Below are 19,502 nucleotides of genomic sequence, written 5' to 3' on the forward strand. Positions count from 1 at the left end.
CTTGTTTCCGTAGAGCGGAAAAGTGTTGGAGGCAGCATGGCATCGAGCACCCCTGCGCCCGCCCGGCCCGAGGACGAACGGCTGCCGTTCGGGCAGTTGGTCGTGTACGGGACCCAGCACATTCTGACGATGTACGGCGGCCTGATCGCGCCGCCGCTGATCGTCGGAAGCGCGGCCGGGCTGTCCTCGCCGGACATCGGGCTGCTGGTCACGGCCGGTATCTTCATCAGCGGGCTCGCGACGCTGCTGCAGTCGCTGGGCCTCGGACCGTTCGGCGCCAGACTGCCTATCGTGCAAGGGATCTCGTTCGCCAGTGTGTCCACGATGGTGTCGATCGCCTCGCACGGCGGCGTCCGGCCGGTGTTCGGTGCGATCCTCGTCGCCGGGGTGATCGGCGTGATCGCGTCGTCGTTCTTCGCCCAGCTGGTGAAACTGTTCCCGCCGGTCGTCACCGGGTCGATCATCACCGTCATCGGGGTCTCGCTGCTGCCGGTCGCGTTCGACTGGGCGCTCGGCGGCGTCGGCGCGAAGGGGTACGGGAACCCGAGCAACATCGCGCTCGCCGGCATCACGTTGCTGGTGATTCTGGTGATCAGCCGGGTGTTTCAGGGGTTCGTGTCCCGGTTGTCGATCCTGATCGGGATGATCGCCGGCACACTGATCGCCCTGCCGTGGGGTAAGGCCGACTTCTCCGCCGTACCGCACGGCAAGGTGGTCTCGTTCCCGCCGGTCTTCGGTCTCGGTACGCCCGTGTTCGACGCCGGCGCGATCGTCGCGATGACGATCGTGGTGTTCGTGATCATGACCGAGACGATGGCCGACATCATCGCGATCGGCCAGATCGTCGAGACCCCGGTCGACCACCGGCGGGTCGCGAACGGCCTGCGCGCGGACATGTTGTCGAGTACGGTCGCGCCGGTCTTCGGGGCGTTCCCGGCCAGCGCGTTCGCGCAGAACGTCGGCCTGGTCGCGATCACCGGCATCAAGTCCCGCTTCACCGTCGCGGTCGGCGGCGGCGTCCTCGTCCTGCTCGGCCTGGTCCCGATCTTCGGCCGCGTCGTCGCCGCGATCCCGGCCCCGGTCCTCGGCGGCGCCGGCATCGTCCTGTTCGGCTCGGTCGCCGCGAGCGGTATCCGTACGCTGTCCCGCGTCGAGTACAAGGACAACCTCAACCTGGTGGTCGTCGCGGTCGCCGTCGCGATGGGCCTCGTCCCGATCGCCCGCCCCCACTTCTGGGACAAGTTCCCCACCGGCGTAGGCGTCGTCCTCGACTCCGGCATCAGCGCCGCCGCCGCAACCGCCGTACTCCTCAACCTCTTCTTCAACCGCTGGCAATCCCTCACCAACCCCAACCCCTCCGTCTTCGCCGCCGCCCCCGACGAACGCGGCAACACCCTCCCGTCGGAGTCCTGAGGAAGAGCCGGCACGCGCAAACCCTTCGACAGGTTCTAGTAGCTCCAGCGGAGGCCGACGATCCGGCCTTCGGGGAGGTTGGTGGTTTCGAAGGTCTGTTGGTAGTGGCCGGTGGGGGTGGGGGGTACGACGTTTTCCGGAGGGAAGGTGAAGCCGTCGGGGAAGTTGCCGAGGGCGAAGGGGGCAGCGAACCAGGTGACTTCGGCGGGGGTGACCTCGGGGGCCGAACTCGACGGAGAGGTCCACGCGTTCGGTGGCGACGAACTGGCGTTTGCCGTAGATGTCGCCGGGCTGGTCCGTGGGGTTCTCGAAAGTGACGAGGGAGAAGCTCAGGTCGGCGGTCCGGCCGGCGTCGAGGGGTTCGGGCAGCCCGAAGTGGAAGACGTACGAGCTCCGGCCGACCTGGATCACCTTCGAGACGACGGCATCGCCGTGGGACTCCACGAGCACCCGGCGCAGGCCGGACTCGGGATCGCATTCGAAGGCGTACGAGAATCGCCGTACGCCGGCGGAGGTGGCGCGGATGCGGCGCCGGAAGTCGACGCGGTGCATGGTCCGGTGTAGGTCGACGTGTACGTGCTCGGCGAGCTGCTCGATCACGTACGGCCCGGCCAGCGTCCTCTCCTCTTCGGGCAGCCCCGCGGCCTCGACGATCTCCGCAACCTCGACTGAGCCGTCCGGCCGCACGATCTCGAAGCGCGGGGGCCCGGTGTCTCGCGACTTCGGGTGATGCGGAAAGCGCACCTCGATGTCGTCGTGAAGTTCGTGGAACCAGCCGCGGTCCGCCAGCGACACCCCTAGCCCGGTCAGCAGTCCGTCCAGTGCGTTGTGAGGCGGCAGCGTCTCTCCACTCAGATACGCGTACACGCTCGATTCCGACACCTGCGCCACGCGGGCGAGGGCGGGCACCTCGGCCTTGTGCCCGGAAGCGCGCCGGCGCGCCCGCAACTTCTTCAGCGCGTGGCCGAGGCTGCCGCGTGCCCGGGCGATCGGCGGGCCTTCACCGGGCTCGGGCATCGTCACCAGCTCAGGCTAGCGAGTTTTCCAGACCTTTCCAGCTGCGCCGCCCGGATGCCGGTCGCTCGCCGATCCTGATCTCGAGCCTCGAGAGCTGGGAGAGCACAGTGGGCAACGAACTGGTCAAGATCGACGGACGCGACGTGCTGGTCCAGGTGCCTGGGCACCTTGCCGGACAGGTTGCGGTCAAGGCTCTGGTACCCGTGATCACGACGACCGTACGGGCCCTCGCCGCCGCGGCGCGCGAGGTCACGACCGTCGCGGTGGAGGCGGTGCACGATCAACGCGCGCAGCTCGCGTTTCTGAACTACCAGTCGCGCGTGATCGCCCGCGACGTCGTACCGACCCTCGCCACCGCGAACGCGCACCAGCGGGCCCGCAACGCACTGGCCCGCGCCGGCTTCGACGACGACATCTACGCCGACGCGCTCCAGGACCTGGAGATCGCCCGCCAGCGCCGCCGCACCCGCAACACCGAACGCTGGCAGCCGTGAGCCTGCAGACCTACCGCCGTCCAACGCCCGAGCTGCCCTGGCGGTCCCGGGCGTTGTACGCCGCCGAAACCACCCGCATCTTCCTGCTGGACATCCTCCCGATCCTGACCCGCCACTGGACCCACCAACAACTCCGCAACCTCGACCACTGGCTGATCACCCACGGCCTCTGAGGTTGGGGAGGATCGCGCCCCGGTTCGGGCAGTAAATCGTCCCCAACCCGCGGCCTCTAAAGGTTGAGGAGGCCTTTGACGGCGGTGGTCACGCCGCCGGTCAGCGCCAGGAGGAGGACCAGGTGGCGGGCGGTGTGGTTGGGGATTCGGGGGGAGAGGATGGCGCCTAGGGTGGCGCCGATGGTTAGGGTCAGGGTTGCTGTGAGCCATTCGGGTGTGGTGAGGGGCGGGATGCCGCGGGTGAGCAGGGAGAAGACGTTGACTACGGCGCCGTAGAACAGGGCGTTGGGGACGAATTCGCGGATGGTCCAGTTGGCGTTGACGGCGTACAGGGAGACGGGCGGGCCGCCCAGGCCGGCGGCGGTGTTCATGAAGCCGCCAGTGGCGCCGGCGGTGAGGGCGCCGGTCAGGCCTTTCAGGGCGGGGACTCTGAGGCCGATCAGGAGTACGGCAGCCGCGACGGTGACCAGGACGCCCATCACCAGGAGGAGAACGGGACCGGGTAGGGCTCGGGCGAACCAGGCGCCCATCGGCGCGGTGCAGGCGGCGGCGAGGATGAGCGGGACCATCGCGCGCAGTCGTACGTAGCGCCAGCCGCGGACCAGGCCGAGTACGCACACGACGCCGGCGGCGCAGTTCGCGAACGAGACGCCGTCCGCGGGGCCGAGCACGATCACCAGAGCAGGGACCGACACGAGCGCGAAACCCATACCGGTCAACCACTGAACGAAGGCGCCGAGCAGTACGACGCCGCCGAGGACGAGCAGTTCCACTACAGGTCGGTGTAGCCGAGCCACGGCTCAGCGGCAAAGGAAGCAGTCGGCGACAGGGTTTCCAGCTCGAGTACGACGAGTTCGTTCGCGCCGTCCACCAGCAACGGTCCCGGTACGTACAACGTCTGCTGCGGCCCGCGCCGCCAGTACCGGCCGAGGCAGAACCCGTTGACCCAGGCGTAACCCTTGCCCCAGGCATCGGTCCGGAGGAACAGGTCGGACCGGTCAGCCTCGAACGTCGCGCGCCAAGCGGTCGGCCCGGGAACGACGGCGGACGGCGTCGGGCCGGCGGCGTCCCAGAGGCGAGGCAGCCGGTCCAGGTCGATCCCGCACACCGACCAGTCGGTCACCTCGGCAGCTCCGACATGGACAGGACCGATCAGGCCCTTCACCTCGCCGATCCGCGGGCCGTAGTTGACCCGCCCCATGTCCTCGACGACCAGCTCCAGCCGACCGCGGGCGTGCGGCAGCATCAGCGACCGCTCGTGCCGTTCCCGCTCCAGTACGCCGACCGGCGCGCCGTCCAGGAACACCTGCACCCGGTCACGGACCTCGCCGAACGTCAGCAACGCCGGCCCGCCGTGGCGCAACTCGGTGCGGAAGACCGCCAGCCGTACGTCCAGCTCGTCCAGCGTCGGCATCGACCGATGGTCCGACCAACGACCGCCGGGACACCCGAGCAACCCCACCGGATCGCCCAATGCAACGTTGAACTCGGGCGCAGCAGGAACCGCCGCCGGTACCGAATCAGGCACCGGCGCGTACCGCGAGATCACGTCCCGGAACGCGAAGTACTTCTCCGTAGGACGACCGGCCTCGTCCAGCGGCGCGTCGTAGTCGTACGACGTGACCGTCGCCCGGTACACACCCTTGTCGTTCGCCCCGCTGGTCAACCCGAAGTTCGTCCCGCCGTGGAACATGTAGATGTTCACGGAAGCGCCCGCGGCGAGCAGCGCGTCCAGTTCGGCGGCAGCGTCGGCGGCGGACGTCGTGTGGTGCCGCCCGCCCCAGTAGTCGAACCACCCGTCCCAGAACTCCATGCACATCAACGGCCCGGTCGGCTGGTGTTTCCGCAGCGTCTCCAGCCGCGCCTCGACCCGCGACCCGAACGACCCGGTGCGCAGGATGCCGTCGATACCGCCCGCACTGAGCATCTCGTCGGTCGGCTGGTCGACCGTGACGAGTGGGACGGTCGTCCCGGCGGTACGGATCACCTCGACCAGCGTCTTCAAGTAGGTCTGGTCGTCCCCGAAGGCTCCGTACTCGTTCTCGACCTGTACGAGGACGACCGGTCCGCCCTGGTCGATCTGCAGCGGCCGTACGATCTCCAGCACGCTCTGCAGGTACGACGTCACCGCCGCCATGTACTGCGGTTCGAACCGCCGTACGCCGAGACCTTCGGTCCGCAGCAACCACGGCGGCAGCCCGCCGTTGTCCAGCTCGGCGCAGATGTACGGGCCGGGCCGGACGATCGCGTACATCCCCGCCTCGGCCACTTCACGCAGGAAGCGGCCGAGGTCGAGGATCCCGGTGGTGTCGAACTCACCGGGCCGCGGGCTGTGGAGGTTCCACGGGACGTAGGTCTCGATGGTGTTGAGCCCCATCTGCCTGGCCTTCTCGATCCGGTCGGTCCAGCAGTCCGGATGCACCCGGAAGTAGTGCAGTGCACCGGAGATGATCTGGAACGGGCGGCCATCCAGCAGGAAGTCGGATGCGCCGATCGTGAAGTCAGGCACGGGGTTCTCGTTTCTCTAGAGGCGGGCGGGTCAGCCGTTTACCTGGAAGCCCTGCTGATTGCCGTACGTCACGAGGGCATCCTGCCAGGACTTCAGGCCGGCGTTCAGGTCGGACTTCGTCTGGTACGACTTGCCGACGGTGTCGCCGTAGATGCTGTTCGCGTAGAGCTCGTACGGCAGGTAGCTCCAGCCCTTCACCACGCTGTCGGCCGCGCCGGTCAGGACCTGGTTGATCTTCTGGCCGCCGAAGTACGCGCTGGCCTTGTCCACGAACGCCGGGTCCTTCAGATCCTTGGTCGTCGCCGGGAAGCCGCCGCTGGCGAGGAACGGCTTGACGCCCTCGTCGTGGTTCAGCCACCGGACGAACGCCGCCGCCAGGGCCGGGTTCTTGCTCTGCTTCAGCACGGACTCGGTGCTGCCGCCGTTCTCCGCGGTGGCCGGCTGGCCGTCGTACGTCGGCATCGGCGCGACCGCCCACTTGCCGGCGCCCGCCTTGACCGAGGACTCCATCACGCCGGGCATCCAGGCACCGGTCGGCAGCGTCGCGATCGTGCCGTCGCCGAGCGCCTTGAACCACTCGTCGGTCCAGCCCGGGATGTTCGACACCAGGCCGCCCTGGACGAGCTGGTTCCACATGCCGGTCCACTTCTTCGAACCGTCGTCCTGCAGGTTGATCGCGACGTTCTTGCCGTCGGTCTTGAACGGCGTACCGCCGGCCTGCCAGATCATGCTGGTGGTGAACCCGGCGTCGCCGGAGTCGTTGGTGATGTACGCCTTCGGGTTCGCGGCGTGCAGCTTCTTCGCCGCGGCGACGTACTCGTCCCAGGTCTTCGGCACGGCGATGCCGTACTTCGTGAAGACCTCCTTGTTGTAGAACAGCGCCATCGGCCCGGAGTCCTGCGGCAGCCCGTACAGCCCGTTGCCCGCGTGCACCGACGCCCAGGTCGAGGCGGTGTACGACGACTCGTACTGCGAGAACCCGTACTGGTTCAGGTCGACCAGCGAACCCGGCAGCGCGAATTGCGGCAGCGCCTGGTACTCGACCTGCGCGACGTCGGGCGCGCCCGAGCCGGCCTTGATCACGTTCTGCAGCTTGGTGTACTGGTCGTTGCCGGTACCGGCGTTGACGTAGTTCACCTTGACGTTCGGGTACTGCTTCATGAACGCGGTGACCTGCGCCTGCGCCGACGGCGTCCAGCTCCAGTACGTGATCTCGCCGCCGGCCTTCAGCGCGGCGTCGACCGCGTCGGCCGACCCGGTGGACTTACTGCTCGACCCGCCCGAGCCGGTCGATCCGCCACCGCAGGCCGCGACGACGGCGAGTGCCGTGAGCGCGGCTCCGGCGACCACCAGCCGCCGGATGCCCCACCGATTTACCTTCATCTTGGTGCCTTTCACTTGACCCAGAACTACTTGACGCTGCCTGCGGACAGGCCGGACTGCCAGAACCGCTGGAGTAGCAGGAAGGCGATCACCAGGGGGACGATCGTCAGCAACGATCCGGTGATCACCAGGTTGTAGATGGGGCGGGCGCCCACTCCGGTCGCCTGGTTGCTCCACTGGGTGAGCCCGACCGTGAGTGGGTACAGATTCGGCTTGCTGAGCATGATCAGCGGCAGGAAGTAGTTGTTCCAGGTCGAGACCATCGCGAACAGCAGGGTGGTGACGACGCCCGGCGCGAGCAGCCGCAGCGACACCGTGAAGAACGTCCGGACCTCACCGGCGCCGTCGATCCGGGCCGCCTCGAGCAGCTCCGGCGGGACCGCGTCGGTCGAGTAGACCCACATCAGGTACAGGCCGAACGGGCTGACCAGCGACGGGATGATGATCGCCCACACGGTGTTCGTCAGCCCGAGGTTGGAGAACATCAGGAACGTCGGTACGGCCAGCGCGGTGCCCGGTACGGCGACGGCTCCGAGCAGTACGGCGAACACCGCGCGCCGGCCGGCGAACTTGTACTTCGCCAGCCCGTACCCGGCCGCCGTCGCGAGCAGGGTCGCCCCGCCGGCGCCGACCACGACGTACAACACCGTGTTGGCGAACCAGTGCAGGAAGATCCCGCCGTCGTAGGTCAGCGTGTCCTTGACGTTGCCGAAGAACGCGAAGCTCTTGCCGAACCACAGCCCGGGAGTCGACAGCAGGTCGTCCTGGGTCTTCGTTGCGCTGAGCAACAACCAGGCCAGCGGGACGATCGTGTAGAGCAGATAGAGGACCATCACGCCGGTCAGTACTTTCGAGCGCTTGGTTTTCACAGCGCCTCCCGGGATCCGCGCAGCTGGACGACGTAGGCGATGATCGCGGTGATGACGCCCATCACGATCGCGACAGTGGCGGAGTAGTTGAACTGCTGGCCGGCGAACGAGAGGTTGTAGGCGTACATGTTCGGCGTGTAGTACGTGTTGATCACGTTCGGCGCCAGCGTGCGCAGGATGTTCGGCTCGTTGAAGAGCTGGAAGCTGCCGATGATCGAGAAGATCGTCGCGATCACGATCGCCCCGCGCAGCGCCGGCAGCTTGACCGCGAGGATCGTCCGGAACGTGTTCGCGCCGTCGATCGCGGCCGCCTCGTACAGCTCACCGGGAACCGTGCGCAGCGCCGAGAAGAAGATCAGCATGTTGTAGCCGACGAACTCCCAGGTGACGATGTTGGCGATCGACGGCAGCATCCACCCGCTGCTGAGCGGCTTGATCGCGGTCCCGAGCAGATCGTTGAGGTTCGCCGCGAGGCCGAAGTTGTCGCCGTAGATGTAGCCCCACATCAGCACGGCCACCACGCCGGGTACGGCGTACGGCAGGAAGATCACGATCCGGAAGAAGCCGGCCGCGTGCAGGCGGGCGCTGTCGATCGCGAGCGCCGCGAGCAGTGCCAGGCCGAGCATGATCGGCACCTGGACGGCCAGGAAGATCGCCACCCGGCCGAACGCCTGCCAGAACTTCGGGTCCTGCAGCGCCTCGGTGTAGTTGGACAGGCCAACGAACGCGCGACCGCCGAAGAACGCCTGCTCACGGAACAGGCTGAGGTAGATCGCGTACCCGATCGGCGCCAGGAACGTCACCGCGAAGACGGCCAGGAACGGGCCGACGAACAGCCACCCCTTACCGTCCGTGGACGCCCGTTTCCGCCGGGTCGTGGGCAGGCTCACCACCTGCTGGGCCGGCTCTTGGGCCACGGACTCCGCCATGTCCGTCGACCTCCGTTTCTGTTTGTTTCTGTTTACGCAAACAATCTGGCGTGGACGCTAGCGTGTTTACGTGAACATGTCCATAGGGGAGGGAACGTGATCTAGGGATCAGCGGCGCTAGCGGCGCTTGCGCGGTGCCGCGGTGCTTTCGCGCACGATCAGCGGCGCGGTCACCGTGCCGTGCAGGTCGACCAGCGGGGCGCCCTGCCGGAGCTGCCGCAGGATCAGCTCGACCAGCTCGGTGCCGATCTGCTGGAACGGCTGCCGGACCGTCGTCAACGGCGGCCAGAAGTGCTCGACGAGGTCGATGTCGTCGAAGCCGACGACGCTCACGTCGCGCGGTACCTCGCGGCCGGCCTCGTGCAGGGCGTGGATCAGCCCGCAGGCCATCTCGTCGTTGGCCGCGAACACCGCGGTCAGGTCCCTGCGCTTCGCGAGCGCCTTGCCCAGCTCGTAGCCGGAGTCCGCGGACCAGTCGCCCCGGACGATCGCGGGCACCGTGCGGCCGGCCTCCTCCAGGGCCTGGCGCCACGCGGTCACCCGGATCTCGGCAGGCCCCGAGCCGTCCGGCCCGGCGATGTGGTGCACGGTCTTGTGGCCCAGGTCCAGCAGGTGCTGTACGGCGGCCCGGCTGCCGCCGATCTGGTCCGCGCCGATCGACGGATGGTGCCCGATGAACCGGGAGTCCGAGACCGCGACCGGCAGCGTCGGGCGGAGCGCGAGCGAGGTCGGCGTCGCGGTCGCGGCGCGGATGATGATCAGGCCGTCGATCGCCTGGTGGTTGAGCTGCTGCACGGCGTCGCTGACGTCGCTGACATCGCTGGACGACGGCGTCTCCACGTCGACCAGGCTGACCGAGTACCCCTCCCGGCGGGAGGCGTCGATCACCGCCTCGATCGTCTTGGACTCGCCGGTCCGGATGATCTTCGGCGCCATCAGCCCGATCGAGCGGAAGTTGCCGCGGCGCAGGGCGCGGGCGGCGTGGTTCGGGGCGTACCCGAGCTGCCGCATCGCCTCGAGGACGCGTTCCTTCGTCTCGGGGCGGACCGGGTCGGCGCCGGTCGAGACGCGCGAGACGGTCTGCGCCGAGACCCCGGCCAGGCGCGCCACGTCACCGATCGAGGGCCCCGACTTCGGATGCCCCTTGACCCCGCGGCGCGCCGGCTTGGCCTGGTTCGACATGAGCTCAGCATAGAGAGCTGCACGTATTGACATCGCCGGGACAGGGATTCCGGCGCAGACCTCTGACATACTCCCCGCGTTCGTAACTCCGAGATCTGGGGGCGTTGTGTCGGTTCGTCCTGTTCAGCTGCTGCGGTGGGGGCTGCCGGCGGTGTTGGTCGCCGGTTCGGTGGTGGCGTTGAGCGGCTCGTCGGGTTCGGCGGCCGAGCCGGCGCCGTACCGTCCTGGGTTCGCCCGGCACGGGGCGTCCGTCGCCGACGTCGAGCCGAACGCGGTGCTGGTGAAGTTCAAGCGGAAGGCCACCGCGTCGGCGCGGAAGGCAGCGGCGTCCAAGTTCGGCGCGGTCGACGAGTCGGCCGGGGACGTCGTCAAGCTGAAGGGCAGCCTGCCCGCGCGGGATCTGCTCAAGAAGGTCAAGGCCGACCCGACGGTCGAGCTCGCGTCGCTGAGCTACCGGCGCCGCGTGGCCGCCGTACCGAACGACCCGTACTTCGCGTCCACGCAGCAGGCGTACCTGAACACCGTCCGCGTACCGCAGGCGTGGGACGTCTCGAAGTCCACCGGCAACCAGATCGTCGCGGTCCTCGACACCGGGATCGACTCGGGTCACCCGGATCTGGCGGGCCACCTCGTCGCCGGGTACAACGCGGTCTCGACCACCCGTCCGAACCCGGTCGACGACAACGGCCACGGCACGATGGTCGCCGGCATCGTCGCCGCGGGTACGAACAACGGCGCCGGCATCGCGGGCGTCGGCTGGAACTCGAAGGTGATGCCGGTCAAGGTCGCCGGGTCCGATGGGGTCGCCAACGACCTCGACCTGGTCGAGGGCATCGACTGGGCCGTCGCGCACGGCGCGACTGTGCTGAACATCTCGATCGCGAACCCCGGCGACAGCCAGGTCCTGCACGACGCGATCACCCGCGCGATCGCCAAGGGCGTGATCGTGGTCGCGGCCTCTGGCAACGACGGCAGCAACGTCGCGCAGTACCCGGCGGCGTACCCAGAGGTGATCGCCGTCGCCGCGACGAACGCGGGCGGCGTACTGACCGACTTCAGCTCGTACGGCGACTGGGTCGACGTCGCCGCGCCGGGCTGGGACGTGCTCAGCACCGGCGCCCGCAACCTGAGCCAGTCGCCGTACTGGTTCTGCAGCGGTACGTCGTGCGCCGCGTCGATCGTCGCGGGCGTCGCCGCGCTGGTGAAGAACAAGTGGCCGGCGCTGACGCCCGCACAGGTCCAGGCGCGGATCAAGTCGTCCGCCCGCGACGCCGGCCCGCGCGGCATCGACCCGTACTTCGGCGCCGGCATGCTGGACGCGTACGCCGCGCTCGGCGGCCGCTGGGCCGCGGACTTCCCGATGAACCCGATCGACCTGAACGACACCCCGGAACGGGCGATCCCGCTGTCGGGCTCGATCAGTACCACGATCAGCACCGAGGGCGAGACCGACTGGTACGAGGTGGTCAGCTCGGCCGCGCGGAACCTCAGCGTCACGCTCACCGGGCCGGAGTTCAACGGCGACAAGTACGCGGTGAACTTCGGGCCGCGGATCGACGTGTACGACGGGAACCTGAAGTCGCTGACGTCCGCGGTCACGCCGTACCCGACCGGCTCGCAGTGGGGTCCGTTGACGGCGGCAACGAACGTGAGTGTGACCGCGGGTAGCACTTTCATTGCGGTCCGCAACGCGAACGGCTCCCGCGACACGCGGCCGTACCAGCTCGACATCGCCGACAGCGACACCGGCGGCACGAACCCTGGCACCGACTACCCGGTGCGCGAGGTGTCGCCGCCCGATCTCGCGAGCGGTCAGGGGCTGGACACGCGGCCGGTCGTGACGTTCCCGCGGGATGTGGTCGCGGGCAGCGTGAACGCGACGAACGTACGGCTCCTGAACGGCAAGACCGGTGCGCCGGTCGGCGCCGCGGTCACGTACGACGCCGAGAACAAGCAGGCCGTCCTGGCGCCGTCGGCTCCGCTGCTCGACAACACGCCGTACCGGATCTCGGTCGACGGTGTGCAGGAGGCGACCGGGGACCTGGAGCCGTTCAGCAGCGTGTTCTCGACGCTGGACGCGGCGCCGCCGAAGCTGACGTTCGATGCCAGTGGCGCGTATCTGGCCGCTCAGTTGACCTGGAACGTGCCGTCGGTGCCCGACCTCGACCAGATCGTCGTCCGGCGCAACTCCGGCAGTCAGGTCCCGTCGCTGACCACGGGGACCCTCGTGTACTCGGGGACCGGGGCAGGGGTCAAGAACACCGGGCTCGCGCAGGGAGCGACGTACACGTACGCCGCCTGGGCGAAGGACCGCGGCGGGAAGACCAGCCCGGTCGCCGTGTCGCAGTTGCTCGGGATGAAGACGACGATCGCCGTGACGGCGGCCCAGGTGAACTACGGCGGGACGGTCACAGTGCGTGGGAGCACGCTGCGGATCGACAACAAGGCGATCGCGGGGCTGCCGGTCAACCTGTACGTACGGCCGAAGAACTCGTCCACGTTCAAGCTGCTCGCGGCGTTGAAGACGACGTCGACGGGGACCGTGAACTACGCGTACAAGCCGCTCGCGTCGTCGGTGTTCATGATGACGTTCCCGGGCAACACCGACCTGATGGGGACCCGGAGCGTCGACCTGAACGTGGCGGTCGCGCCGACGATCTCGGCCACGCTGTCGCCGGCGTCGCTGCGGCTCGGACAGGCGGCGAAGTTCAGTGGGTACGTCGCGCCGGCGCACTACGGCAAACCGGTCTACCTGCAGCAGTACGTCAACCGGGCGTGGAAGCCGATCGCGTCGGTGAAGCTGACCACGACCGGCGCGTACGCGTTCGGGGTCAAGCCGGCGGTCCGTGGGCAGCTCGTGTACCGGGTGTGGTTCCCGGCGGATGCGGACCATGCCCAGGCGTTCACCGCGAACAAGATCCTGACCGTCAGCTGAGCCCCATCTTGCAACAAGCTGCAATCCGTATAACGTTCCAATAGCCGTACTTGCGCGTAGTGGCTGGTATAGCCCACAGTTCCTGTCTGTGGGGAACCTGAAACCGAATCGAAGACAGCTCTTGGTTGCGGGGGCAGCAGTTGCTGTGGCAGGCGCCGTCGCGGCCGAAAACGCCGGGACCGCCAGCGCCGCCGACCCGTACGGCTCCGGGGACCTGGGGGACTGGACGATCCTGAGCCGGTCGATCTCGACCGCCGCGACGGTCACGTACGTCCGCGACAACGACGGTGTGTGCATGTTCGGTGACAGCATCGCCGTACAGGACGGCAAGGCACTCGCCACCAAACTGCTCAACCGCGGCATCAGCCTCGCGGTGCACAACTGGTCCGGCCGGCCGACGACACCGGCCGTGGATGCGCTGGAGAACTGGGCGATCAAGTACGGCCTGCCGCGCCGGATCCTGATGGCGACCGGTACGAACGACATCTTCAACCCGCCGGTGTTCGGCGCCCAGATCGACCGCACGATGCGGATCGTCGGCTCCAACCGGAAGGTGATCTGGGTCAACACGCAGATCTCGCGGATCGCGAAGTCCGCGGCGATCCAGGTCGCCGACCAGCGCAACAGTGCCTGGATCAACTCCCAGATCCACGACGCCGAGAAGAAGTACCCGAACCTGGACATCGTCCGCTGGGCCGAATATCTGGCCGCGAAGCCGTCGCGCCTGACCCAGTTGCTCCGCGAAGGTGTCCACACCACCGTCCCGGCCGGCCAGGACGCCCGCAACGACCTGATGGTCCAGGCGCTGCTCGCAGCCTGACCGATGTCATCGAGATGTCATCCGCATCTGCCCACAATGCTTCGCAGACCACGAGGCCGAGAGGGACAAAGATGCGCTACAACCCACCGCCGAACTGGCCGGCGCCACCGCACGGATGGCGCCCCGGACCAGGCTGGCAACCGGACCCGGACTGGGGCCCGCCCCCACCTGGCTGGAAGTTCTGGGTGCCGCACAACTCCTGGGACAGGGCCTTCTCACGGGCGTACGCGTGGTCCGCGGCGATCGGTGTGCCGGTCTGCGCGTGGATAGTCCTCCGCGGTGGCTCGGGCGTCTTCGAAGCCTTCGGTTTCGCGCTCGCGCCCGCCGGCGTCGCGACCCTGGCCCGAATCTCGCCCTTCCGGTGGCCGCTGTTCCTCTACGCCCCGGCAGTGCTCTTCGGCGGTCTCCTGGTCGCGCAGTACTTCATTGATCAGCCGGCCCCGGTGCCGTAGAACTACTTCTTGCTCACTTTCACCAGGTGGCCGAAGGCAACTGATCGGTCGGGGGAGTGGAAGAGGTCCTGGCAGGTGGTCAGGGTGATGATGGACTGCGCGGGGGTCTGCCGCTTACCCGGCACCGGGTCCAGTACCCAGGTCTCGGACGCCTTGACGGTCAGGTCGCGGGGCGAGCCGTCCAGCTCGTACGTGTACACCGCGTCCTGCGTCTCGACCAGGACCTGGTCGCCCTTGTCGAGCTCGAGCAGCTTCCGGAACGGCGACCCGTGCGTCACCCGATGCCCCGCGACCGCAAAGTTCCCCGGCTGCCCCGGCAGTTGCGTCTGCGGATAATGCCCGATCCCCCGAGCGAGATCATCCGCATCCACGCCCTCGACCACAGGCTTCACCCAGCCCGCCCCGAACCGCGGAATCCGCAACAACACGAACGGCTTCCCCGCCGACGGCTTGGCACCCGCCTGGACAGGCGCCTTCCACTGATTCTGCAGCGAGTTCGCACCCGCACTCATCTGCCGGTTCGAGGTGATCCCCGTACCAAAGTACTGCCACCCCACCCACCCCAACACCCCGAGCCCCGCCACCAACAACAAAACCCCAACCCCCCGCACCACTACCCGCATGCACCAAGTATGCACCGAGCGTGACCGAGCCCATACGCCCCGATGGCCAGGCCCGGCTTGGGGAGGATTTCACCCCCGTAGCGGGCCAGGATCCTCCCCGAGTCGGGCAAGACCTGGCCGCGCTTCGGGCAGTGGTCAGGGTCCGGCCAGTAGTTGTACCTCGGCGAGGTTGGTGAAGCCGCCGTGGTTGTCGGTGATTCTGAGGAGGGGGTAGGTGGCTTGGGTTGGTAGGGGGTAGACGTACCACTGGGTGCCGGTCGTGATGCCGGTGATGGTTGTGAGGGTGGTCCAGGTGGTGCCGTCGGTGGAGGCTTGGACTAGGTCGCCGTTGGCTCGGTCGGGGAGGTTGCTGCGGGGGCGGACCCGGACCGCGTTGAAGGTCAGGGCGGTGCCGGTGGGTGGGGTGACGGAGACCCAGCCGTTGCCGGAGGTGGTGTCGGTGAAGGTGGTCAGGTTGCCGTCGAACATGCGCCAGCCGTTGGCTTCGGGCGTACCGACGCCGGGGAAGGCGGGGCTGGAGGCGGTGACCCAGCTCTGGTCGATCGGCAACGTCCGGACGCGGGTGTTCCAGAGGTCGAGCGAGGTGCCGTCGGTGGTGTCGACGATGGTCGCGCCGGGTTCGCCGGCCGCGGTGGTGTAGTCGACGGTGAAGCGCAGCGGACGGCCGTACGGTACGTCGTCCGGCAACGTGACGGTCGCCTTCCAGTGCAGGCCGTCCGTACTCGTGGTGGTGGCGGCCTGTCCCTCGATCGACGCGCTGACCTGGCTGAGCGGTTCGGTCGCCGACATCGTCAACGTCACGGTGTCGCCGTTCTGCGCGAGTTTCGGGTCGCTGTCCGACGAGGAGATCGACACCGAGTTGAGTGCCGTACTCATCTCCGACCGCTGCCCGTAGATCCGGAACTCGCTGAAGCTCGACAGTCCCGGGTACGCCGGATCCGTCGGGACGCCGGGGTGGTCGACCTGGAGCTTCAGGAACCGGAACGCGAGGCCCTTGACCTCGTCCCGCACCGGGATCTTCTCCAGTACGAAGCCCGCAGCGGACGTGTCGGTGGTCTCCCGTGACGTGAGCAGCGTCCACGCCCGCCCGTCGTTCGAGCCGTACACGTTGGCGCCCTGCGTCCGGTTCGCGAAGTTGTACCGCGCCTGCAGCCCGAACGCGTCCGCGGTGACCCGGAAGCCGACGCCGAGGTCGATGACCGCAGGCGCCCGCAGGTCGCCCGAGAACGTGTTGAAATCGCCGTCCAGCATGTTGCCCAGGGCAACCTGAGACAGCGACGGTGAGGTCGCGCGGCCCCAGTAGTCGAACGATCCGTCGTCGCTCATCGTCGGCGTCAGCTTCTCGAGCCGTGCGACCGCGGCCTGCAGCGCAACGAGCTTCGCCGCGAACGTGGCCGGGTCCGCGTCCACGGCATCAGAGGCCGCGGCCTTCGCCGACTCGACGGCGGAGCGAGTCGACCGGACGTACGTCGTCCCCGGGTCGTACCCCGTGAGCGCCGCGGTGATCGCGTCCTGGCGCGTCGCGCTGACGGTCAGCCGCACCCGCAGCACCGCGTCGGTGGTCGCACCGGACGCGACGACGACCGTGTTGTGGTCGCCGACCTGACTCGCGGTCGGCTGCCAGGTCAGCGTGCCGGTCGCCGGGTCGAGAGCCGCCCCGGCGGGCAGCGTCGCACGGTAGGTCAGCGTGTTGGTGGCGGAAAGCGTTGTGGACAAGGGCTCCCCGGCGACAGCGATCAGCCGTACGTCGGAACCCTGGGCGAACTGGGGCGGCGTGAGCTGCGCCTTAGCCTGCAGGTTGATCGCGTCGATGTCGACCGTGACCGCCGGCGAACCGGTGACGGTGTAGTACGCGAGCGACTCGCCACCTGTGCTCCCGCGGAGCTTGCTCGTGTCCATGTCGTACGTGATGTACCGCCACGCACCACCGGTGTCCGGCAGCGTCAGCGAGTAGTACGGCGCCAACCCCTGCTCCTTCCGGATCTGCAGCGTAGCCGTCCCGTGCGTCCGGATCCGTACGCCAACAGGGCTGTATCCGTCCCGGCTGTCGTACAGGAGCGTCCGTACGGCGATCGTCGTGCCGCCAGGCACCGGCCGCATCCGTACGTACCCGTCGCCGACCGTCGTACCAGGGGTGATCGGAACGGTCCGCGTCTCGGCTTGCACCAGCGCATCCCGCTGCACCGGGGGAACCGTCCCGGCAACCGATGCCGGGAACGACAGCCACGAGTCCGGGTTGAAGTCCGGGTTGCTGTTCCAGAAGTTGTAGGCCGACGTGCCCCAGTAGAACTGCGCGCCCGCGTCCTGCCGGGTGGCGAGCTCGGTGATGCTCGGCGCGAACGTGGCGATCGCCGGTCCGAGTTTCTGCCGGTAGATCGTGTACAACTCGTTGGTCGGGTCGAAGATCCGCCCGCGGTACGCCTGGGACAGCACGCCGCCGCGCTGGGTGGTGTCGATCCACGGGATCGTCTTGCCCATCATGAACGCGAAGAACTGCTCCGAGCCGCGCAGCAGCCGGTCGCCGCCGAACGCGTACACCGAGACGGCGCCGGATTGCGTCGACACCGTGCCGCGGACCGGGTCGAGTTTGGTGCCCTGGACGTCGATCACGCGGGCGAGCTGCGTCAGCATGGTCACGTCGTCCCAGGCGTGCGCCTGGTCGCGTCCCATCTCCTGCAGCTGCACGAAACTCTTGTGGTACGGGTTGCGCGGGTCGTCCTTCGAGATGACCGGCATCACCTTGCTCAAGGCACCGTTCGTGTCGGCGTCCGGATTCGTCGAGTTCACCGAGAACCACTCGACCGCCTCGCGGTACCGCGGCAGGTTGTCGGTGAAGATGTACCCGGCGATCGCGCCGATCAGCGAGTAGCTGTGCTGGCCCATGAAGTTGCGGTTGCGGTACAGGAACGTCTGCGTCAGCGGCACGATCAGGTTGCCGGTGAGGTCCGCCGTGTCGCTGTCGTTCCAGACCAGGTCGTAGCCGTCGGCGGCCGGCCCGGTCACGGTGGAGTAGCGCAGGAGCTCAGCGGCGGCCAGCATCCGCATCAGTGGAGCACCGCTGTGGATGTGCGCGTCCGGGTAGTACACGTACCCGTTCGGGTCCATGTGCGCCCAGATCCGGATGAGCTTCAGGGCGTTCTCCCGGTACACCGGGTCGCCGTTGATGAAGTACAGGATCGCCTGGGTGTACGCACGGAACGCGTCGTCGATGAACTTCGACTCCACACCCTGCGAGTTGAACGCCGCCGTACCGGGACGGTCCACGACGGCGCCCTGGTTCCGCGAGCTGAAGGTTTTGGATGCGTACGAGGTCGCCGTCATCGCGGCGTAGTACGACGCCCACGGTTCGGCGCCGGCGCGGACCTGTTGCCGGGCCAGCTCGAGCGACGAGGCGCTCACCGAGAGACCCGGGTGGACGAAGCCGGCGCTCGACCGTACTGGGGTCAGCGCCGGCAAGGGAGGATCGGCGGCCGCGGCGACCGGTACGACGCCGACGACTGCGAGGAGCACGGCCAGGGTGGCCAGTGCGATCGATCTGAGAAAGGCCATCGGAACATCTCCAAGCGTTGTGACGGGCGCGTCGGAGCCTCGCACCGCGCCCGGACGCCCGCCAGCGTCCAGCGGTGCCCGAAAATTTAGCTCCGCTGATAGTTAACGTTTTCTATGCCAACCTGACCGCATGCCTCCGACACCTGAAAAGCCGCTCGCGCTGGCGGTCATGTCCGCCGAACACTGGCCGCTGCTGTTCCCGCCCGCCGTCCGGCAACAGCTCGACCGGCTCGTCCGGCTCGATCCGGCCGGTCCGGTCGACCACTACGCCCCCGATCGCCTGGCCGAGGTGGAGGTTCTGATCACCGGCTGGGGCTGTCCGCCCGTCGACAACCGGGTCCTCGACCAGGCCCCGAAGCTGCGCGCGATCCTGCACGCCGCAGGCAGCGTGAAGGGCCACCTGAGCCGCGCCGTCTGGGAGCGCGGCATCGTGGTCTCGTCCGCGGCCGCCGCGAACGCCGTACCGGTCGCGGAGTTCGCCCTCGGCGCGATCCTGCTGGCCGGCAAAGGGGCCTTCGACCTGCGCGAACGCTATCGCCGGGACCGCTGGTTCGAGCTCGGCTACATCCACAGGGGAGTCGGCAACCACGGCCGTACGGTCGGTGTGATCGGCGCCTCCCGGATCGGCCGCCAGGTGCTCGACCTGCTCCGCCAGTTCGGGTTCCACGTCCAGGTCTACGACCCGTACGCCGAGGATGTCGCGTCGGTCGATCTCGGGACCCTGCTGAGCACCAGCGACATCGTCAGCGTGCACGCTCCACTGACCGCGGAAACGGTCCACCTGCTGGGTCCGGAAGAGCTGGCGCAGCTGAAGACGGGGGCGACGCTCATCAACACCGCGCGCGGCCAGGTGATCGATCCCGACGCGCTGATCGCGGAGCTGCGCACCGGCCGGATCAGCGCCGTACTCGACGTCACCGAGCCCGAACCGCTGCCCGCCGACTCCCCGCTGTTCACGCTCCCGAACGCCTTCGTGACGCCGCACATCGCCGGCTCGCACGGCAACGAACTCGCCCGGCTGGGCGGCTGCGTAACGGCCGAACTCGAGCGCTTCCTCAGCGGCGAACCGCTGCGGCACGGCGTCAGCCTGGCAGAGCTTGACCGCGCCGCCTGAGCTCAAAGACAACGTTTGCCACACCTTGACACCCCAAATC

General features: G+C 68.3%; 16 protein-coding genes. 8 read left to right on the forward strand and 8 right to left on the reverse strand.

The genetic code is table 11. The features are described from left to right. The first annotated feature begins 36 nt into the window (after nucleotides 1-36). From ACFYRU_RS29900 to ACFYRU_RS29915, 4 genes are all read left to right on the forward strand, one after another. Entirely contained in the window at nucleotides 37-1,413 is a 1,377-nt protein-coding gene (locus ACFYRU_RS29900; protein ID WP_387664449.1) for a nucleobase:cation symporter-2 family protein, read from the forward strand. Nucleotides 1,414-1,608: 195 nt separating this feature from the next. Continuing rightward, entirely contained in the window at nucleotides 1,609-1,977 is a 369-nt protein-coding gene (locus tag ACFYRU_RS29905; RefSeq protein WP_387664451.1) for a hypothetical protein, read from the forward strand. A gap of 560 nt (nucleotides 1,978-2,537) precedes the next feature. Then, nucleotides 2,538-2,924: a hypothetical protein gene (locus ACFYRU_RS29910; protein ID WP_387664454.1), complete on the forward strand. Its 387-nt coding sequence runs from the start codon at nucleotides 2,538-2,540 to the stop codon at nucleotides 2,922-2,924. Then, on the forward strand, nucleotides 2,921-3,097 hold the full coding sequence (locus tag ACFYRU_RS29915) for a hypothetical protein (RefSeq protein ID WP_387664456.1): 177 nt from the start codon (nucleotides 2,921-2,923) through the stop codon (nucleotides 3,095-3,097). The genes ACFYRU_RS29910 and ACFYRU_RS29915 overlap by 4 nt, the downstream gene beginning before the upstream one ends. Nucleotides 3,098-3,153: 56 nt before the next feature. Here the strand turns inward: ACFYRU_RS29915 and ACFYRU_RS29920 are convergent, their stop codons facing one another. From ACFYRU_RS29920 to ACFYRU_RS29945, 6 genes are all read right to left on the reverse strand, one after another. Beyond that, nucleotides 3,154-3,870: a TSUP family transporter gene (locus ACFYRU_RS29920; RefSeq protein ID WP_387664458.1), complete on the reverse strand. Its 717-nt coding sequence runs from the start codon at nucleotides 3,868-3,870 to the stop codon at nucleotides 3,154-3,156. Continuing rightward, nucleotides 3,870-5,606 carry a beta-galactosidase family protein gene (locus ACFYRU_RS29925; RefSeq protein WP_387664461.1) on the reverse strand — a complete coding sequence of 579 codons (1,737 nt, stop codon included), beginning with the start codon at nucleotides 5,604-5,606 and terminating at the stop codon, nucleotides 3,870-3,872. The genes ACFYRU_RS29920 and ACFYRU_RS29925 overlap by 1 nt, the downstream gene beginning before the upstream one ends. Nucleotides 5,607-5,636: 30 nt before the next feature. Next, nucleotides 5,637-6,989 (reverse strand): ABC transporter substrate-binding protein, encoded by a 1,353-nt coding sequence (locus ACFYRU_RS29930; RefSeq protein WP_387664464.1) that lies wholly within the window; start codon nucleotides 6,987-6,989, stop codon nucleotides 5,637-5,639. Nucleotides 6,990-7,015: 26 nt separating this feature from the next. Next, nucleotides 7,016-7,858, reverse strand: a complete 843-nt coding sequence (locus ACFYRU_RS29935; protein ID WP_387664467.1) for a carbohydrate ABC transporter permease — start codon at nucleotides 7,856-7,858, stop codon at nucleotides 7,016-7,018. After that, nucleotides 7,855-8,787: a carbohydrate ABC transporter permease gene (locus ACFYRU_RS29940; protein ID WP_387664469.1), complete on the reverse strand. Its 933-nt coding sequence runs from the start codon at nucleotides 8,785-8,787 to the stop codon at nucleotides 7,855-7,857. Before ACFYRU_RS29940 ends, ACFYRU_RS29935 begins: the two co-directional genes overlap by 4 nt. A 117-nt stretch (nucleotides 8,788-8,904) precedes the next feature. After that, on the reverse strand, nucleotides 8,905-9,969 hold the full coding sequence (locus ACFYRU_RS29945; protein ID WP_387664471.1) for a LacI family DNA-binding transcriptional regulator: 1,065 nt from the start codon (nucleotides 9,967-9,969) through the stop codon (nucleotides 8,905-8,907). Nucleotides 9,970-10,075: 106 nt separating this feature from the next. Between ACFYRU_RS29945 and ACFYRU_RS29950 the strand changes: the two genes are divergently transcribed. From ACFYRU_RS29950 to ACFYRU_RS29960, 3 genes are all read left to right on the forward strand, one after another. After that, entirely contained in the window at nucleotides 10,076-12,904 is a 2,829-nt protein-coding gene (locus ACFYRU_RS29950) for a S8 family serine peptidase (protein ID WP_387664473.1), read from the forward strand. Nucleotides 12,905-13,049: 145 nt separating this feature from the next. After that, nucleotides 13,050-13,724 (forward strand): hypothetical protein, encoded by a 675-nt coding sequence (locus tag ACFYRU_RS29955; RefSeq protein ID WP_387664476.1) that lies wholly within the window; start codon nucleotides 13,050-13,052, stop codon nucleotides 13,722-13,724. A gap of 71 nt (nucleotides 13,725-13,795) precedes the next feature. Then, nucleotides 13,796-14,176, forward strand: coding sequence for a hypothetical protein (locus tag ACFYRU_RS29960; protein ID WP_387664479.1), 381 nt, complete (start codon nucleotides 13,796-13,798; stop codon nucleotides 14,174-14,176). Nucleotides 14,177-14,178: 2 nt separating this feature from the next. Here ACFYRU_RS29960 and ACFYRU_RS29965 read toward each other — a convergent pair whose 3' ends face one another. Next, entirely contained in the window at nucleotides 14,179-14,799 is a 621-nt protein-coding gene (locus ACFYRU_RS29965; protein WP_387664480.1) for a class E sortase, read from the reverse strand. 135 nt (nucleotides 14,800-14,934) lie between these two features. Next, a complete protein-coding gene (locus ACFYRU_RS29970) occupies nucleotides 14,935-18,348 on the reverse strand; it encodes a putative Ig domain-containing protein (RefSeq protein ID WP_387664483.1) in 3,414 nt (1,137 codons plus the stop codon). A gap of 130 nt (nucleotides 18,349-18,478) precedes the next feature. On the opposite strand from ACFYRU_RS29970, the gene ACFYRU_RS29975 reads away from it, so the two are divergent. Continuing rightward, nucleotides 18,479-19,462 carry a hydroxyacid dehydrogenase gene (locus ACFYRU_RS29975; RefSeq protein WP_387664485.1) on the forward strand — a complete coding sequence of 328 codons (984 nt, stop codon included), beginning with the start codon at nucleotides 18,479-18,481 and terminating at the stop codon, nucleotides 19,460-19,462. Nucleotides 19,463-19,502 lie beyond the last annotated feature (40 nt).

Source organism: Kribbella sp. NPDC004536 (genome assembly GCF_042873835.1).
Lineage (GTDB): Bacteria > Actinomycetota > Actinomycetes > Propionibacteriales > Kribbellaceae > Kribbella.

Bases quoted from the DNA above. Each gene is read 5' to 3' on its own strand.
- ACFYRU_RS29900 (WP_387664449.1), top strand. From the start codon at position 37: ATGGCATCGAGCACCCCTGCGCCCGCCCGGCCCGAGGACGAACGGCTG.
- ACFYRU_RS29930 (WP_387664464.1), bottom strand. From the start codon at position 6,989: ATGAAGGTAAATCGGTGGGGCATCCGGCGGCTGGTGGTCGCCGGAGCC.
- ACFYRU_RS29940 (WP_387664469.1), bottom strand. From the start codon at position 8,787: ATGGCGGAGTCCGTGGCCCAAGAGCCGGCCCAGCAGGTGGTGAGCCTG.
- ACFYRU_RS29945 (WP_387664471.1), bottom strand. From the start codon at position 9,969: ATGTCGAACCAGGCCAAGCCGGCGCGCCGCGGGGTCAAGGGGCATCCG.
- ACFYRU_RS29960 (WP_387664479.1), top strand. From the start codon at position 13,796: ATGCGCTACAACCCACCGCCGAACTGGCCGGCGCCACCGCACGGATGG.
- ACFYRU_RS29965 (WP_387664480.1), bottom strand. From the start codon at position 14,799: ATGCGGGTAGTGGTGCGGGGGGTTGGGGTTTTGTTGTTGGTGGCGGGG.
- ACFYRU_RS29970 (WP_387664483.1), bottom strand. From the start codon at position 18,348: ATGGCCTTTCTCAGATCGATCGCACTGGCCACCCTGGCCGTGCTCCTC.
- ACFYRU_RS29975 (WP_387664485.1), top strand. From the start codon at position 18,479: ATGCCTCCGACACCTGAAAAGCCGCTCGCGCTGGCGGTCATGTCCGCC.